Annotated in this window: 17 protein-coding genes; 10 read left to right on the top strand and 7 right to left on the bottom strand. The window is 48.1% G+C overall.

The genetic code is table 11. The annotated features are described in order from the left end of the window. Window positions 1-75: 75 nt before the first annotated feature. Together ABWH99_RS11200 and ABWH99_RS11205 are read right to left on the bottom strand one after the other, a co-directional pair. Window positions 76-1338, bottom strand: coding sequence for an FAD/NAD(P)-binding oxidoreductase (locus tag ABWH99_RS11200; RefSeq protein WP_375586360.1), 1263 nt, complete (start codon window positions 1336-1338; stop codon window positions 76-78). 208 nt (window positions 1339-1546) lie between these two features. Beyond that, entirely contained in the window at window positions 1547-2380 is an 834-nt protein-coding gene (locus ABWH99_RS11205; RefSeq protein ID WP_375586361.1) for a 1,4-dihydroxy-2-naphthoyl-CoA synthase, read from the bottom strand. 61 nt (window positions 2381-2441) lie between these two features. Between ABWH99_RS11205 and ABWH99_RS11210 the strand changes: the two genes are divergently transcribed. The 4 genes from ABWH99_RS11210 (at window position 2442) to ABWH99_RS11225 (ending at window position 5159) form a co-directional block, all read left to right on the top strand. Continuing rightward, window positions 2442-3569: an AMP-binding protein gene (locus ABWH99_RS11210; RefSeq protein WP_375586362.1), complete on the top strand. Its 1128-nt coding sequence runs from the start codon at window positions 2442-2444 to the stop codon at window positions 3567-3569. Then, the gene (locus tag ABWH99_RS11215; RefSeq protein ID WP_375586363.1) at window positions 3554-3988 is read left to right on the top strand and encodes a DUF2141 domain-containing protein; all 435 of its coding nucleotides are present in this window, start codon (window positions 3554-3556) and stop codon (window positions 3986-3988) included. The genes ABWH99_RS11210 and ABWH99_RS11215 overlap by 16 nt, the downstream gene beginning before the upstream one ends. Next, complete coding sequence (locus ABWH99_RS11220; protein WP_375586364.1) at window positions 3985-4161, top strand: hypothetical protein; 177 nt, start codon at window positions 3985-3987, stop codon at window positions 4159-4161. The genes ABWH99_RS11215 and ABWH99_RS11220 overlap by 4 nt, the downstream gene beginning before the upstream one ends. 155 nt (window positions 4162-4316) lie before the next feature. Continuing rightward, on the top strand, window positions 4317-5159 hold the full coding sequence (locus ABWH99_RS11225) for a universal stress protein (protein WP_375586365.1): 843 nt from the start codon (window positions 4317-4319) through the stop codon (window positions 5157-5159). A 58-nt stretch (window positions 5160-5217) separates the two neighbouring features. Here ABWH99_RS11225 and ABWH99_RS11230 read toward each other — a convergent pair whose 3' ends face one another. After that, entirely contained in the window at window positions 5218-6945 is a 1728-nt protein-coding gene (locus ABWH99_RS11230; protein WP_375586366.1) for a phospho-sugar mutase, read from the bottom strand. A gap of 203 nt (window positions 6946-7148) precedes the next feature. Here ABWH99_RS11230 and ABWH99_RS11235 point away from each other — a divergent pair, with 203 nt between their 5' ends. Continuing rightward, window positions 7149-7571, top strand: coding sequence for a hypothetical protein (locus ABWH99_RS11235; protein ID WP_375586367.1), 423 nt, complete (start codon window positions 7149-7151; stop codon window positions 7569-7571). Between the two features lie 38 nt (window positions 7572-7609). Further along, on the top strand, window positions 7610-9199 hold the full coding sequence (locus tag ABWH99_RS11240) for a glycoside hydrolase family 99-like domain-containing protein (RefSeq protein WP_375586368.1): 1590 nt from the start codon (window positions 7610-7612) through the stop codon (window positions 9197-9199). Between the two features lie 49 nt (window positions 9200-9248). On the opposite strand, the gene trpS is transcribed toward ABWH99_RS11240, so the two are convergent. After that, the gene (trpS, locus tag ABWH99_RS11245) at window positions 9249-10223 is read right to left on the bottom strand and encodes a tryptophan--tRNA ligase (RefSeq protein WP_375586369.1); all 975 of its coding nucleotides are present in this window, start codon (window positions 10221-10223) and stop codon (window positions 9249-9251) included. Window positions 10224-10294: 71 nt separating this feature from the next. Here trpS and ABWH99_RS11250 point away from each other — a divergent pair, with 71 nt between their 5' ends. From ABWH99_RS11250 to ABWH99_RS11265, 4 genes are all read left to right on the top strand, one after another. Further along, window positions 10295-11392 carry a DUF1573 domain-containing protein gene (locus ABWH99_RS11250; RefSeq protein ID WP_375586370.1) on the top strand — a complete coding sequence of 366 codons (1098 nt, stop codon included), beginning with the start codon at window positions 10295-10297 and terminating at the stop codon, window positions 11390-11392. A 143-nt stretch (window positions 11393-11535) separates the two neighbouring features. Next, window positions 11536-12507, top strand: coding sequence for a tryptophan 2,3-dioxygenase family protein (locus ABWH99_RS11255; protein ID WP_375586371.1), 972 nt, complete (start codon window positions 11536-11538; stop codon window positions 12505-12507). A 3-nt stretch (window positions 12508-12510) separates the two neighbouring features. Further along, window positions 12511-14097 (top strand): NAD(P)/FAD-dependent oxidoreductase, encoded by a 1587-nt coding sequence (locus ABWH99_RS11260; protein ID WP_375586372.1) that lies wholly within the window; start codon window positions 12511-12513, stop codon window positions 14095-14097. Window positions 14098-14120: 23 nt separating this feature from the next. After that, complete coding sequence (locus ABWH99_RS11265) at window positions 14121-14495, top strand: CoA-binding protein (RefSeq protein ID WP_375586373.1); 375 nt, start codon at window positions 14121-14123, stop codon at window positions 14493-14495. Window positions 14496-14662: 167 nt separating this feature from the next. On the opposite strand, the gene ABWH99_RS11270 is transcribed toward ABWH99_RS11265, so the two are convergent. From ABWH99_RS11270 to ABWH99_RS11280, 3 genes are all read right to left on the bottom strand, one after another. Beyond that, window positions 14663-15535, bottom strand: a complete 873-nt coding sequence (locus tag ABWH99_RS11270) for a Brp/Blh family beta-carotene 15,15'-dioxygenase (RefSeq protein ID WP_375586374.1) — start codon at window positions 15533-15535, stop codon at window positions 14663-14665. Beyond that, the gene (locus ABWH99_RS11275; RefSeq protein WP_375586375.1) at window positions 15522-16688 is read right to left on the bottom strand and encodes a lycopene cyclase family protein; all 1167 of its coding nucleotides are present in this window, start codon (window positions 16686-16688) and stop codon (window positions 15522-15524) included. The genes ABWH99_RS11270 and ABWH99_RS11275 overlap by 14 nt, the downstream gene beginning before the upstream one ends. Window positions 16689-16769: 81 nt before the next feature. Then, window positions 16770-17519, bottom strand: a complete 750-nt coding sequence (locus ABWH99_RS11280) for a bacteriorhodopsin (protein WP_375586376.1) — start codon at window positions 17517-17519, stop codon at window positions 16770-16772. Between the last annotated feature and the right edge of the window lie 44 nt (window positions 17520-17563).

Raw genomic sequence — 17563 nt, forward strand, 5'->3', positions numbered from 1 at the left:
TAAAAGTACAAACCTATCCATGGATTATCAACTTATTGGTCGGAAAAAACCGGTTGTCAGCCGGTACGTAACGACTTACATCTTCCCTTTGAGCATCCGGTTCCAATAGAGGTAAGGCAGCCCGTATTTCTTCAGAATCCACATGGGGTACAATTCCTTCGAAGTGTCAAATAGCTTGCCCAAAAGGGGATCGGTGTCCCGTACATTGTTATATTTAAATTCGGCGAGCACCATTTTTCCATATCCGGTAACCAATGGGCAACTGGAATAGCCCTCGTAGATCTTTTCTCCCAATTTGTTGTTTTTTATCAGGTGGAGCAGGTTTTCCGCAACCACAGGGGCTTGTTTACGGATGGCTGCTCCCGTTTTCGCTGTGGGCAGTGCTGCGACGTCCCCCAGCGCGAAAATATCCGGATAATCCAAATGCTGCATGGTATTGATATCCACCTTTACCCATCCTTTGGAGGGACCGTCCTGGTGTGCTATCGGGGATTCCTGGATGAACCGTGGGGCCTCCTGGGGTGGGGCCAGGTGGAGCATGTCGTAGGGCATGACAATTTCGGTTTCTCCCACGATCTCTTCCTGAATGCTGCTATCTTCGGTTCCTACACAGCTATTGATACCGGATTGGGAGTACTTGAAGTGGATTTTTTTATTTTTTGAGTCAATTTTGACCGGTGTATAAAATGGCTTGAAAAAAATATCCCGCTCCTGGATAATTTTATTAAGTGTATCCGCAAAGGCCTTTACTCCAAAAATAACTGTCCCCGGTGTCGCGAAAATTACGTTCGATTTGTCCCGCAACCCATTCTTTCGTAGATAATCCTCAGCGAGGTACATGATTTTTTGGGGAGCCCCGCCGCATTTGATCGGTGTGGCGGGCTGGGTAAATACTGCGTTGCCACCTTTAAAATTTCGTAGTACTTCCCAGGTATATTCGGGATCTACGTAATTCGAACATACGCCCTCTTTTCCGAGAGCCTCACGCAATCCTTCGATCCCATCCAGATTCATCACCAGTCCCGGTGCAACTACCAGGTAATCGTAGCTAAATTGCCCGGAAGATTGGGTACCTACTACCTTGTTTTCCGGATCAATGGACGTAGCGGCGTCCTGTATCCAGTCAACACCTTCCGGAATGTATTGCTTTTCGTCCCGGATTGTCTTTTTCATGTCATAGGTTCCGGCGCCTACCAGGGTCCAGGCTGGCTGGTAATAATGCTTGTCGGAGGGTTCGATGATGGCCATTTGCAATTGCTTGTCGGCGCGCTTTAGTCTGGCCGCCACCATGATTCCAGCCGTGCCTCCCCCTACGATTAAAATTTTATAGTTCTTCATTGGTCTTATTGGTTAATTATCCACTAAAAAAAGCGAAAATTGTGAAAGAAGTATGTAATAAACGTCACAAAGTCCAGATGAAGCCGTACGTAAAAAACTGGATTGGTTCAAAAAATGGGGATGGGGGAAAAAGAACGCCCTACCACCGGCTGTGATAGGGCCCCTCTGAGAGACTATCAGACAGAAACTTTCCGATGTTAAGGATGGTTTATGGAATCCATTTGATGTGCTTAAAATTGGGTTTTCTTTTCTCCAAAAAGGCATCCCTTCCTTCTTTGGCTTCGTCGGTCATGTACGCAAGGCGCGTTGCTTCCCCGGCGAAAACCTGTTGGCCTACCATGCCATCGTCGGTCAGATTAAACGCGAATTTAAGCATTTTGATGGAAGTGGGAGATTTGGCTAGAATTTCCTGCGCCCACTCAAAAGCGCGGTCTTCTAATTCTTCGTGGGGATACACCGCATTGACCATGCCCATTTCGAAAGCTTCCTGTGCGGAATAACTCCTGCCGAGAAAGAAAATCTCTCTCGCGCGTTTTTGCCCGACCATTTTTGCCAAATACGCAGATCCATACCCCCCGTCAAAACTGGTGACATCCGCATCCGTTTGTTTGAAAAGAGCATGTTCCCTGCTGGCCAGGCTAAGATCGCATACGACGTGCAGGCTATGTCCGCCGCCTACGGCCCATCCGGGGACTACGGCGATAACTACCTTCGGCATAAAGCGAATCAGCCGCTGCACTTCAAGGATATTTAGGCGATGCATGCCGTCTTCGCCCACGTAGCCCTGTTTTCCCCGGGCCTTTTGATCGCCACCGCTGCAAAAGGAATACACTCCATCCTTGGGAGAGGGACCCTCTGCGGATAGTAGCACCACGCCAATGCTGGTGTCTTCTCTGGCGTCCAGGAAAGCTTCATATAGCTCGCTGGTCGTTTGGGGACGAAATGCATTTCGCACTTCCGGCCGGTTGAAGGCAATTCGGGCTACACCTGCACATTTTCTGTAGGTGATGTCTTTGAACTCTTTTACGGTCTTCCAATCCATTATTTTAGCAGATTTTTGCTTGCAAGATAGCAGCCAAAAGTGAATTTTCAGAAAGAATCCCTTGCAGTGTCTGATCCATGGGTTTATTTTTTCGTTATTTTACGGAAAAGAAGCAATGGTAATTTTTGGCGGCAAAGCGTTTACACGGGAAGCGATCAAAGCAGGTGAAAGCAGTGGCTTGAAACCAGCGTTTAGAAATGCCTTCGAATTTTGCAGGCAGTGGATGAATGGTGCGCACTCATTTTCCATTAGAACTTCCGGTTCGACGGGAACTCCGAAGGAGATCTCCCTGACCCGCGAGCAAGTTTTGGCCAGTGTCCGGGCAACCCGCAGGTTTTTCGAGATAGGAAAACACAGCCATCTGCTGTGTTGCCTGGACACGGAGAAAATTGCCGGAAAAATGATGTTGTTGCGGGCCTTGGAATGGGAAGGGAGCGTACGGGTAGAACTGCCTACAGCCAACCCTCTTGAAAATAGCGCGCATGAAAGCTTCGATTTCGTAGCGATGGTACCTCTGCAGGTAGCAGCTTGTTTTGAACATCCCCAGACGCGAGAGGCCTTGGATCGCATCGGAATTTTAATCATCGGTGGCGCGGCAGTAGGTCCGGGATTGAGGCAAAGAATTCAGGAGCTGCCAGGCAAGGTATACCAGACCTATGGCATGACAGAGACAGTGTCTCATGTGGCGCTGGCAAACCTAAAATCATCCGGACCGGTAGAATACCGGGCACTTCCAGAGGTGAGGCTGGCGGTTGATGGTACCAACCGGCTGTGCATCCAATCACCGATGAGCGGAGACGACTGGCTGGTCACCAATGATGTGGTGGAAATGACTTCGAGCCGCACGTTTCTATGGAAGGGAAGGGCGGATTTTGTTGTCAATTCGGGGGGGGTCAAACTGCATCCGGAAGAGATCTCCCAGCAGATCGCTCCGCTGGTGCAGGAACTATTCCCCTCAAGTAACTTTTTTCTGACCGGAATCCCAGATGCAGGATTGGGAGAAGCGTTGGTACTGATACTGGAGGCGGAAACCGATGCGTTGCGCGGGGAAGAGCTTTTGGAAGCTGCAAAGGCCCTTTTGCCTAAGTATTGGAATCCAAAAGCCATCCGGTTTGTTCCCCGTTTTTGTTGGACAAGTACTGGAAAAATCGATCAATTCCGTACCTTAGCATCATGGGAAGACGAATAGTGTTTACGTTTTTTGCATTACTTATGGTTACTACTAGCGAAGGAAACGACGGGTTTTTGCAAATTACCGTTCGCATCCCCGGCGAAACAAAAGGTTTGATTCAACTATTGGTATTCGACTCGGCCGAGGGCTTTCCGGATCGACCTGAAAAGGCGGTTCGATCGAAATCGGAGCCCGTGGACTCCGGCAAGGCGATATTCCGGTTTTCGGATTTGGCAGAGGGTTTTTATGCAGTAGCAGCTTTTCACGATGCAGATGCAGACGGTGTGATGAGAAAATCAATTTTTGGGATTCCCAGGGATCCGTACGGTTTCTCCAACGATGCCCGTAAGCCTTTTTCACCGCCTTCGTTTACCAACGCTTCTTTTTTTCATTCCACGAAAGGGTCATCCGTCGAATTCACTTTAAAAGCACCATGAATAAGGGCCTTCAAATTTCGGTAGCGGTACTGGGGCTCCTGGCAGCTCTGGTATACATGGCCCATTTTTTTGGGTGGATCCAACATCCCTATGTACCGGCAATTAGTGGCGGCGTATTGCTTGCCGCGTACTTGTTCGGTCTCTATGCCAAAAGGAAGCGGGAAAAGGAATAGTGCCTTCATTGGACCGTTTATCCCAAACACGTTGGTGTCAAACCATTCCATATGACGTATGTCATACATGTAATTGATCAATGTAAGGAATTTCTGCCGCCGGCTTTGCTATATTTAGGTGATGAATAAGCGAAAACCTTTCAATCCAACTCGATATGAAAAAGCTATTGGTTCCCACAGATTTCTCGGTTCATGCAGATGCCGCCTTAGATTTTGCCAGCCAATTGGCCCGGAAACACGATGCTGAAATATTTTTAACGCATGTGGTATTGACGCCGGTGAATTGGACAAAATTGAGCAAAGAACAGGAAAAGCTATACCCGGACACGCTCGAGGTCATTCGAAACGCGAAGAAAGAACTTTCACTTCGCATGGAACGGCTGAATGAGATCGGCGTACGTGCCAATGAGCGAATACACTTTAGTGATGGGAAGGAACGCCTCGTTTCCTACCTGGCCTCGGAAAAAATTGACATGGTGGTCATGGGTTCCCATGGAAAATACGGGTTTAAAGCGCATGTGCTCGGTTCCAACACCTACACGGTACTGCGAAAAGCCGGCATACCGGTAATCGTGGTGAAGCCTTCCGAAAAAGCGTTTAGCTTCGAAAAGGTGGTGATAGCGACCGACTTTAACGAAGCATCGGGAAAAGCCTTTCAGAAAATTGGAGATACCATACGTTTCATGGGAGGCACACCGGATTTACTGTTTGTGAATACGCCCGCTAATTTCATGGAGGATGCGCAAATCAAACAATTAGGCAAGGAGTTTCTGAAGAAGTTTGGCATGTATCCCCATGAAATCCACATTTACAGCGCCTACAACACCGAAAGGGGTATCCTGCAGTTTGCTCAGGAAGAGAATGTGGATGCGGTAGCGCTTATTACCCACGGGAAGACCGACTTGCAACAACTGTTTTCACCCTCCGTGACCGAAAATCTGGTCACCTATTTGGATAAACCTGTAATCAGCTTGAACGTAACAGCGTTTGACTCATAAAAAATGCCCCGCTATTTTTTTAGCGGGGCCATTTTCGTTCTTCTGTAGTTCGGTCAAATTAACCGAAGAAACGTTTCAGTGAGGCAATTTTTTTATCCAGTGAGGCTTCCGTAGCACGATACGCTTCGCGATTCGGTAAGGGTTCGTTCACCGATATGTAATACTTGATTTTTGGTTCGGTTCCGGAAGGACGGGCAGATATCTTGCTTCCATCTTCCAGATAAAACTGTATAACGTTTGATTTTTCCAGGTCCAGAGGATAGGTTTTCCCGTCTTTCATGGAGTACACCTTACTTTCCTGAACGTCAACGATCTTTTCTACGTGGATTCCATTAATGGAAGTCGGTTTATCGGTCCGAAAACCCCGCATCAGTTCCTGAATCTGCTCGGCACCGTCTTTCCCTTTTTTGGTAATTGAAATCAGGGACTCTTTGTAGAAACCATACTTCATGTAAATCTCTGCCAGCACATCGATCAGGTTCATTCCCCGTTGACGGTAATAGGCGACAATCTCGGCGACGATTGCGCAGGCAGAGACGCCGTCCTTGTCCCGCACAAAATCTCCGACCAGAAACCCGTAGCTTTCTTCACCTCCGGCAATGAATTCCTTTTTTCCCTCATTGGCCAGAATCACTGCAGCGATATTTTTGAATCCGGTGAGAACGTCGTAATAGTCAACGCCAAAATCCCTACTGATAACTCCGAGTAGTTCGGTGGTAACGATGGTGCTTACGGTAAATTGTTTGCCTGTTAGTCGGCCCTGTTCCCGGTACAGGTTGAGAAGGTAGTAAATGATGACGGCGCCGGTTTGGTTGCCATTCAGAAGCTCGTATTCACCCTTTTCGTTAGGAATAACCGCCGCGTAGCGGTCTCCATCCGGGTCACAGGCGAGTACCAGTTCGGCGTTGACCTCCTGAGCCAGTTTGATGGATAGATCAAGCGCTTCCGCTTCTTCCGGGTTGGGGTATTTGACTGTGGGAAAAGTGCCATCGGGTTCAATCTGTTCTTTGACCAGATGGATGTTTTCAAACCCAAACACCTTCAGCGCTGCCGGTACCATTTTTCCGGATGCGCCGTGAATGGGGGAGAAAACAATGGTCATATCCTTTGCGACGATGTTGTTTTGAGGTGATAAACTTAGTTTTTTTACTTCATTGAGGTATACCAGGTCAAAATCCTCCTCAATAAATTCCTTCAATTCGTCGTTTTTATTCCAATTGACATCGTCGATGGACTTTATTTTTAGTACTTCGGTGATGATGTTTTTATCGTGTGGGGCTACAACTTGTCCCCCGTCGTCCCAATACACCTTGTAGCCATTGTACTCCTTTGGATTGTGCGAGGCAGTGACCATCACCCCGCTTTTGCACCGGTAATGGCGAATGGCGAAGGAAAGCATGGGAGTGGGGCGCATGTCCCGGAAATAGCAAACACGTATACCGTTGGCCGTTAATACATCGGCCGTGGTTTCAGCAAACAACGTGTTGTTTATTCTGGAGTCGTGCGTGATGGCTACTTTGATTTGCTCTTCCGGAAAGCTCATTTTCAAGTAGTTTGCCAGACCCTGAGTCGCCATGCCGATGGTGTATACGTTCATTCGGTTTGAACCGATTCCCATCACCCCCCGTAAACCACCGGTGCCAAACTCCAAATCGCGGTAAAAAGCGTCGATTAATTCCGTGGGGTCTTCCGAATCCAGCAAAGCGCGAATCTCCTCTTTACTTTGTTCATCCAGATTACTGCTAAGCCAGGATTGGGCTTTGTTGATGATGGCTGCATCTTTCATGGGCAAAAAAAATTAGTTTTGGTTTATAATTGAACGCCAAAATATACGTATTAATATGCATTTCCGCCTACTTTGGGAGGCAAATTTTGAACACCTCAGGAGCCCCAAGGAGGGCGACCGAATTTTTAAAAGCGGTTGTTGGAATATGCCTGCATATTCTCTACCTTCATATTTTAAAACATGCAAAACAGCTTTTTGTCTCTATGGATTTTGATAAACTTGACAAGGATCTTTCTACCATTGTGGAGCTACGCATTCGGCTAAGCGCCATTACCTATGCAGATCCGGATTACGATGAAATCGAGGAAGAACTTCACGATCTGGAAGATACGCTCAATGAACAATACGGAGAGGAATTGGAAGCACGTTTGGAGGAAATATACAACACGCTCTCTTCTGACAATGATGTGTTGTTGCCCTCTGCCTATCTGGCGAATAAGTACGTCCCCATGCAGCCAGACGCCAGGGGAGTGGTCACCTACGATGTACAAGGTATGGAAGGCGTACCCATTGAATCCGAGCAATTTGATGGACAAGACGTGCGCATTGCACTGGTGCCGAATCCGGCCCGTTTTGTGATGGTTATCAACGGGCGTTCTTTAAAGGATCTTTGGCGTTCGAGGTAGGTAAGGATTTTAAGGCGATCACCAAAAGGCTGAAAAAGATGGGAACTAAGACCTGCTTGTTTTTTGGAACGAAGCGTAAGGTACGATCGTTTGCGCTTGTTTTCCTGATACTAGGTTTGTTTGGGTGTTTGGGCCTTCGTTCCCACCCAATCGGCGAAATTGCGTCGCTGTCGGGAGAGGACGTTTTGTTGAAGCAGACTGCGGGGGTTATTTCGGATCCTATTCAGGTAGGCGTTTTTTTTATGCCCTCCTGGAACGTCTCGGGAAACAATCGGGAGGACATTGACAGCTTTTGGTCCTGTCTGCGGGGGCGCGAAAATTGTCGTTTTTTGGCTGATAAAAGTGCCTGGGGTCCAAACGGCAGGATTTATGCAGCCGATTATCCCTACGAAGGGCCTTTCCTGGATAAAATGCCCGTAGAGCAATTGAAAGGTTTTTACAAGCGAGATGACCCGGAAGTTGTCCGAACACAACTGGAGTATATGTACGATTATGGGATCGATTTTTTTGCATACAATTGGTTCTTTGGTCGGCACTACTACTATCATAAGAATTTTGCTCCCCAATCGAAGGTATATTACCCGCAGGGTTGGGAAATTGATGAAGCACGTGATGGAAGGGTGGCGGTCCCTGGGGTAGAGGAATGGACCGATCAGCTTGACGTAATGCTTCGGGAAAATGACAAGAGACCGAAAGATAAGCGGTTGAAATTTGCCTTGAATTGGTGTGACGATAGTGAAGATCGATGGATTCAGTGGCTTCGTATGGCTTCTCCCGAAAACCTTCGCGCCGGGATGAATTATCCCGGAGAAGCTCCCGATAGGGACCTCTACCTACGTGTACACGATAAAATAACCCTGCTATGGATTGATAAATATTTTCGCAGGAACGATTACCTGACCGATGAAATCGGGAGGCCGGTCGTCTACTTTTATTTTCCTCACGATACGGAAGCGAGGGCGAAGTATTATGGTGTAGGATTGAACGAACTGTTGCAACGGTCTCAGAATTTGGCAAAAAAAGCCGGATTTCCGGGAATTAAATTCGTGGCAGTGACTTCCGGAGCCATGACCTCTTCGCTTCAGGCCTATGGCATGCCCACATCCTGGAAACCGCTCGATCCCGGCCAGCCCTGGAAGGGTGGAAACTATTCCGATCGTTTGCTTTTTCAAGACTACGTTCCCCGCTTAAAAGCCCTGGGATTTGACGGATTGACGGCCTATATCTACCATGACTTTTATGACCAGAATAATAAAAGTTACGCAGACATGCGGAAAACCTATCGGGGGCATTGGGAAAAGTGGTCCGCCTTCTTTAAAGATGACGAGCAGTTCGACTACCAGGTGCCCGTGGCAATGGGCTGGGACAGACGGCCCGCTGGAGGTACCTGGCCTCAGAAAAATGGGCTCCCCTCTGAACCGTTGAAAGACCGGGTGCTTTCGGACAAAACCACATTTAAAACCAAGCTTTCTGCTGCCAGAGAGATCTTGCTGAAAAACAGGTCATCAAATGGAAATACCTTGATGGTTTGCTGTTGGAACGAATACCTGGAAGGCAATCATATTGAGCCGTCCAGAGGGCATGGCTTTGACTACCTGGAGGCCATCCGCGAGGTATTTGGCCCCTGACCGGAGGTATTGGGAGTCCTTGATGGTAGGTAGCTTGTTGCCTGCATTACTACCTGAACCCAAGATGACTCCGGACCTTGTTGAGTAGTGCCTGAGCGGTTTGCCGTGCCCGTTTTTCTCCAGCCTCCAGTCTCGACTCCAATTCCTTTCGATTATTCATGAAATGATTGAACGTCGTTCGTTGTGTCCCAAACGTTTGTAGGATGAGGTCCAGAAGTTCCTTTTTCGCATGGCCGTATCCAAAATTTCCTTCCAGATACCTTTTTCGAAGGGATTCGGTCTGTTCTTTTTCCGCAATAAGGCTGTACAGCGCATACACGGTACAGGTATCGGGGTTCTTTGGTTCTTCCAGCGGGGTGCTGTCGGTGACAATGGCATTGATATTTTTCTTCAACTGCTTTTCCGGCAGGAAAATGTCAATGTAATTGTTGTACGATTTACTCATTTTCTGCCCGTCGGTACCTGGAATGATTTTTACGTTTTCCGAGATTCTGGCTTCGGGAACCGTGAGTAGCTCTTCGCCCACACGGTGATTAAACGTATTGGCAATGTCACGGGAAATTTCCAGGTGCTGCAATTGATCCTTTCCCACGGGCACCAGGTTTGCTTCGTAAAGTAGAATATCTGCAGCCATCAGAATGGGGTACGTAAAAAGGCCGGCATTCACGTCGGCAAGTCGGTCCGACTTGTCCTTGAAGCTATGGGCGTTTGCCAGCATGGGATAGGGGGTAAAGCAACTCAGGTACCAGGTAAGTTCGGTAACCTCCGGAATGCGTGATTGCCTGTAAAAAATCGTTTTATCAATGTCCAAACCGAACGCCAACCAGGCAGCTGCTACAGCGTTTACGTTTTCAACCCGCTGAGCGGCATCCTTAATGGTGGTAAGCGAATGGAGGTCTGCAATGAAGATAAATGATTCGTTGTTTCCTTCTCGACTCAGATCAATGGCGGGCTGAATTGCTCCCAGTATGTTGCCCAAATGGGGTTTGCCCGAACTTTGAATTCCTGTCAATACTCTTGCCATCGCTGTATTTTTGTCGCAAATTAAGGGAATTAACGCAATAAGTTGCGGTAAATTTAACGTTATTTGTAGACATGAAACGGACAACATTTTTGGTAGCGGTGTGTGGGTTTTTGTTTTCCTGTTCCGTAGACGTTAACAGTCAGGACGTTGTAGGGTCTGGCCTGGTGTGGGAGAATAGCCTGTTAAATATAGGAGCGGTGTTGGCCGAGGACGGACCAGCCACCGCTGACTTTTATTTCGTTAATAAAACCGATTCATCCGCATACATTCGATCGGTGGAGACGGATTGCGGCTGTACGGTTGCAGCTTATTCCCAAGATACCCTGGCTTCGGACAGGGTGGGCCTGGTGAGGGTGAGGTACGATCCACAGTCCAGGGGAGGTACCTTTTCCAAGTTGATCATCGTTCATTCGAACGTGCATCCCGAAGGAGACTCTCTGTTTCTCGAAGGAGTCAACGTGCCCTATCCGAAAGATCCGGAAAAGCATTACGGCGTTCGGAAAGCGGGCCTGGGCTTTGTGTTTCCGGTAATCAACCTGGGTACCCTGCTCACCGATGCACCCAAAACCAAATACGTTGATTTTTATAATTTTAACGATTTCCCCATCCAGCTGAGTCAGAAGCAAGAGCGACTTCCCGAGCACACCGCCGTAGAAATGATCCCACCTGTGGTTGCGGCAAACTCCAGAGCGGTATTGGCCATTTCCTATGACGCAGCAATGAAAAAGGATCTGGGGTTTGTAGAAGAAACCGTCCCCCTGTCCCTGCTATCCGGGGAGCGAATGGATCTTTCGATAGCACTTATGGCCACCATACACGAGCATTTTGACCCGGTCCCCGTCAATGAGGTAGACAATGTACCCCGACTAAGTATCGGTGAACGGGAAATCGATTTGGGAAAAATCAGTTCCGTTAGCCGCGTCTCGGGAAAAGTAACCCTGGAAAATACCGGTCCGCTTCCACTGAACGTTCGAAAGATCGTTTCAAATTGTGACTGTCTGGAGTTCGCGGTGCCTGGCTACGATCTGGACCCCGGGGAGGAAATGGTCCTGGTTTTCAACTTTGATCCGAAAGGTAGAAGGGGGATTGACCACAAGACCCTGACGTTTTTTAGCAACGACCCCCTTAACCCAACGCAGACGGTGGTGATCAAAAGCCGGATTGATTAGCGGCCATTTGCGGAGCTTCCTATTTTCTGCCAAATCGCTCTATTCCCTCGATGAATTTGTTATTTTGGGTAATATGATGGAATTTTGCCGAACAAGCGGTCGCTGTCTCTCGCGTTGGTCTGCTAAAACCCAGAACTAGGTACATGAAAAAGGAGTATCCCAAAAAAGAAATCATTGAAAAGATCAGGCAACTGGAAGAAAAATTTCGGTCCTCGGGTCAGGATCTCTCCTCGTACCTGGAAGGGTTGCTTCACGCAGACTATTTGAATTACTGGGATTATATCAATCTGGATACGCTGCTTACCTTGCAGCAGCCCCGTACCTCCTTCCGGGATGAAAAGATCTTCATTGTCTATCATCAGATTACCGAATTATATTTCAACCTTATTTTGTGGGAACTAGAGCAAATGGCTGCCGAGAAGCAAATCAGTCTGGAATTTTTTAAAGGCAGGCTGAAACGGGTGATTATGTATTTCGATTTGCTGATATCTTCCTTTGCGGTGATGTGGAAGGGAATGGAACGCGAGCAATTTATGAAGTTTCGCATGTCCCTGCTTCCAGCCAGTGGATTTCAAAGCGCCCAATACCGAATGATCGAAATCATGTGTACCGATATTCAGAACCTGGTATATCTGGAAGCCAGGGAGGATTACAAAGACATTAACCTCACCAGCATCGATTCCCTGTTTGATATCTTGTACTGGCAATACGGAGCCAAGGAACTGGCTACGGGGGAAAAGACCCTGACATTGAAGTCTTTTGAAAAAAAATATGGACCAGCGCTGAAAGAAATGATCGGGAAGTTCAGAAAAAACAATCTGTGGAAAAAATACCTGTACCTTCCGGAAAAGGACCAATGCCTGACCGATCTCATGCGGGAACTGGACCAAAAAGCAAACGTGTACTGGCCGCTCGCCCATTACAAATCTGCCGTCAAATACTTACAAAAAGACCCCATGGATATCGCAGCAACGGGAGGTACGAATTGGCAAAAGTTTTTACCTCCCAGGTTTCAGAAGGTGATTTTCTATCCGGAATTGTGGACCGACTCCGAAATGAAGGATTGGGGTAAGACATGGGTAGAAAAAGAACTTTTGGGTGGAGTCTCCGGGTAGGTCATGAGGAAAGAATTTAATCTGGTCCTTCGTCCGGAAGAAGTTTACGACGAGCCTGTTTTTCATCAACTCGTGGCCGGAAAGGCGGGTTTTGCATCAAGTGAAGCGCTGGTGATCCGTCAGGTCCGCAGATCCATAGATGCCCGCGGCCGGCAGGTAAAGGTTAATGTGTCCGTGGAGGTTTTTGCCGGTGAAGAGCCCCCCGCTCGTGTAGGTGCAGGAATGGTGTACCCCGACGTACGCAATTCCGATCCCTTACTTATTGTCGGGGCTGGACCGGCGGGATTGTTTGCAGCACTTCGTGCCATAGAGCTGGGGATCAAGCCCATCGTATTGGAGCGGGGAAAAGACGTACGCTCCCGTAGACGAGATCTCGCTGCCCTCAACAGACGCCACCTGGTAGATCCCGATTCGAATTATTGTTTTGGAGAAGGCGGTGCGGGTACTTACTCGGATGGGAAGCTGTATACGCGTTCTAAAAAGAGAGGTGACATCCGCCGGATCATGGAAATTCTCGTTTCTCACGGGGCAAAGGAAGATATTCTGGTGGACGCCCATCCCCACATCGGCACCAACAAACTCCCCGCCCTGGTCGAAAACCTGCGCCAGCAGATCTTGAGTGCGGGAGGGGAAATACATTTCGAAACGAAGGTAACAGACTTGATTCTGGATAAATCGAGCATTCGGGGGGTGGTAACCGAAGCTGGAGCCAGGGTGCATGCAATGGGAGTAATCCTGGCTACTGGTCATTCTGCCAGGGATATTTTTCACCTCCTGGCGAGAAATAAGGTCTATCTGGAAGCCAAACCCTTCGCCTTGGGGGTGCGGATTGAGCACGATCAACAACTGATTGATCGCATCCAGTACCATTGCCGGGGGGACAGGGGTCCTTATCTACCACCGGCCTCTTACAGTCTGGTGCAGCAGACGGAAATTGGTGGGAAACAGCGTGGCGTGTTCTCATTTTGCATGTGTCCCGGTGGTTTTATCGTGCCCGCAGCAACCGCGCCCGGAGAGCTGGTCGTCAACGGAATGAGCCCCAGCAGAAGGGACGGTAAATTTGCCAACTCGGGAATGGTGGTGGCAGTGGAACTCGAGGATTTGAAGGGTTATCACCAATATGGTCCTCTGGCTGCGATGGTGTTTCAGCAAGAGGTGGAGCAGGCAGCCTGGGCCGCCGCTGGCAAAACGCAGGCAGCACCGGCCCAACGGCTTGTGGATTTCGTGCAGAAAAAAGAGAGTAGCCAATTATTAAAAACCTCCTACCAGCCTGGGCTCACGAGTTGTGACTTGCACGCGATTTTGCCCGAATTTGTCGGTAAACGGCTCGCTATGGCATTGCCGAGGATGGACCCTAAGATGAAAGGATATGTTACCAATGAGGCGCAACTGATTGGCGTCGAAAGCCGTACCTCTTCGCCGGTACGCATTCCGCGGGACAAGGAGTCACTTGAGCATCCGCAAATTGAGCGACTTTATCCTTGTGGAGAGGGTGCAGGATACGCGGGAGGAATCGTTTCGGCAGCGATGGACGGGGAGCGTTGCGCCGAAAAACTCATTGGCAAATACAGACGCTCTAAACTGGCCTGAAAATTGAACGACTGACATCAGCGATGCATACCAAAAAAAAGACAGTCCTCCTGGGTGCGAGTCCTAACCCCTCACGGTTCGCCTACGTGGCAGCCGGAATGTTGAAGGAAGCAGGCATTCCTTTTGTTCCGGTCGGGATCAGGCAGGGAAAGGTTTTCGGAGAAGCCATTCAAAACCTACGGCAGAAGCCGTTGATTACAGGCGTACACACGATCACGCTGTTCCTGGGTCCTCAAAACCAGAAAGAATGGTACGAGTACATCCTTTCCTTGAATCCCCGCCGCATTATATTTAATCCAGGCACCGAAAATCAGGAACTGTACGCTTTGGCGAAAGCGCAGGACATCGAAGTGTTGCCTGCCTGCAATTTGGTGTTACTCCGTACCGGGCAATTTTAAAACCGGATTATTGCACCAGGGTTCGTGGTGAGGGCTGTGACCAAAAGAAAATCAGGCTATTTGCAGATCGAGTCAGCGTTGCTTTGCTAAAGTCGAGAATAGCAAAGAAGTGGCTGATTTTGACCTGGTATCATCACACGACAGAAGGTCAATTTCATCTTTCAGGTTTATGCCTCCCGTGATTCCAAGAAGTGATTCATGTACCATATGTGCGGCGCCGAAATGAGCGATACCAATACGAAAAACAAAAGAATGAGCTCTTCCGTGCTGCTGCGGGGGTAAAGTACGAACAGGATAGCGGCCATTCCGAGAATACTTGCTCCGGTGAATGGGATCATCTTCCCCACGAATGCCTTCAGTTGCTGCGACCCTAAATGTTGTTTCAAGGCGCTATATTCTACCTGCATGCTGGGAAGTGCATGCCAGAAACCAAAATAGAGAATGAATCCCAACAACAGCGGCAGTTGATAAAAAAGGTATCCCATCAGAATCATTTCCGCCAGGTGGGGCCACCACTTATTCGGTAGGTTTCGGACGATCAGGACCGCAGCACTGACAAAACTTCCGATGATCAGGTACCAGCCAAAACCGGCGAGGGGTGAAGCATCGAAGATTCCGCTGAGAATTTCTGTTGTTGCGGCGAAATCACCCCAAAAAATTATACTCAGGTAGAATGTGCCGGTGAGCAGATAGGTGGTTTTTTTCAGATGCCAAATGGGGGTACGGAGAAAATGACTCTGCCCGAAATGATATGCTGACATACCTAAAAAAGCCAGCAGGGCGGGGAAAGGCACGAGCAACCAGACAGCCAGATAAACGAGGATGATAGTCAGGTACTTTCCAATAAACTTCACCAGATTTTTATTACTAATTTTGGGATTTTGCAGCAAGTGATCCAAGGAACCGTGGGGGATCCCTACGGTGATCAAAATGACCCCAATGAGCACCCATTCAAAGACTGGCTGATCTTGAAAAAAACACAAATAGACCAGAGCGATTGCGATACCTGCTAATTTTCCACCGTATTCAATGCTTCTCATAGTGAAGTAGCGATTTGATGAATATGGAAAATTTCAATCGGGAAAGTAGTTTTAATTCATTCAAAAAATTTGACTCTTCGTTCAAAAAACGAAGAATGTCGGTTCCGGCATTCGATTCGAATAGGTTAAAAAAGACTCCCGGGAGCGCACCGGGCCACTTTTTCGCAATATTGAGAATGATGTTGTCATAAAAGGCAAATCGCTTTTTTCGTTCCCAGCCCGCATGGCCAGACTGCTCAGCGCGTTCAAGTTTTTCCACAAGGAATTTGCAATGTTTTTGAATGGTGTGAAAGGTGTAGCCGGTGCTTGCTTTGCTGCATCCGGCCAGTGTACCCAAATGGGTAATATGAGGACTTCCGGATCCGGCACTTACTCGTGTGGTCATGGGTATCGTCCCCTCTTCCCGAAAGCTTACCTCGTACGTTTTCTGACCAAGGTTTTTTTCGATATAGTTGCGTAGTTTGGGCTCCATATCGCCATACTGGAGTTTCTCCGTCGTAAATACCGTGTATTCGATCAATGCCTCTCGCTCACTAAAAGGGAGTAGGTAGAAGAAATCGGTTTTTTCATTGGAATCGTTTAAAAAATTCATCATCACCGCGGTGCTCTTATCAAAGCAGGGTTGTGCTGTCGTGACCTTCCAACCGACGAAAACCTGTTTCAATGTAGTCCTGTCCGATTGAAAAAAACGAGTATCCGGAATGCTGTTAAATACCTTCTTACCAAAGTAAGTCCCGTTTTTGGAGGTACTCACGGCGACCTGCCCGGTTGGATTTTCATGAATGTTACAGACCGCATCGTTGGTAAAATGAACGTTGGAATGCGCCTGTACCCGTTTGATTATTTCGGTATAAAAGTCGGAGGATTTGATATGAAAATACTTTACTTCACCCAGTTGTTTTTTCACTTCCTGTTTACCAAGTCGAATGCTGATGTTTTCCCAGCAAACAATCGGTGTGTTTTTGGGGTGAATTTCCAGTGGCTCTTCCGCCCAATAGCACCAGGTGCGATCGTTTACGGTTTTATCTGACGGATCGACTACCAAAATGGAAGCATGTTTCAGACGGCTGTTTAGCAAATAGTGTAAGAGACTCATTCCCGCACAGCCGAATCCTGTAATAATGAAATCATAGGTTAATTTGGGAGCGTTCATGGGTAGCGTATGTGTGGGGACTTTCAAAATCGGTCATTGAAAAAGCTGTCCCAACACGCGTTGGAACAGCTTTGCAAATGGTTACGCGGCAGCGCTTCGACTTTTAGCCGTTTCAGAAATGGCGACGGTGTAAATCACCAAGCCAAAACCGATTTTGTTGATGGCATCAGCAAGGTTGTAGAACAGATCGATGCTGCTTACTTCGAACGCGCCGGAAAGCAAGTTTCCTGGCAGTACCATGTAGCCGATGGGATAAATGGACCACCCCAGCGTGATGAAAATCTTCAATAAGAACATGGAGCGGCCCAACGCCGGGCTGTCCGATGTTTTTGCAAGCTTTGCGACATCTCCCGCGAACACTTCATACACAATGTACAAGTAGCCAAGGGTAGAAAAAACACCCCACAAGATGTTGTTATCGATTCCGGAGGTTTCCCCGATATATCCGGTCACCAACATCACTAGTGAAGCGACGATCAATTTGAATAGGGTAGCTCCTTTGGCGCCGAAAGGCTTGGTGAGCAGGTAAAACTCCACACACATCAAAGGCACGGTCAGTGTCCAGTCTACGTAGCGAAATGCGGTAGGGCTTTGGCCGGTTTCCAGGTAAAAATCCCGCATGTAGTAGTAGTGGACCGCTGCGATCCCTGTAATGAGCGCAGATACCAAGAGGGATGTTTTCCATTTTCCATCCACCGAACCTCGTTCGACGATGAAAAACACAGCAGAAGCAAACATAGCCATGTACCCGATAAAGAAGGTGATGGCTACCGGGTCGCTATTGATGATCTTGTCCAGACCAACCAAATCAGCAGTTAATAAAGTGTTCATAAATATTTTTGTTTAAAATAAGAAATGGGATTATGAAAATTTCA

It is taken from the genome of Cyclobacterium xiamenense, from assembly GCF_042140265.1.
Lineage (GTDB): Bacteria > Bacteroidota > Bacteroidia > Cytophagales > Cyclobacteriaceae > Cyclobacterium > Cyclobacterium xiamenense_A.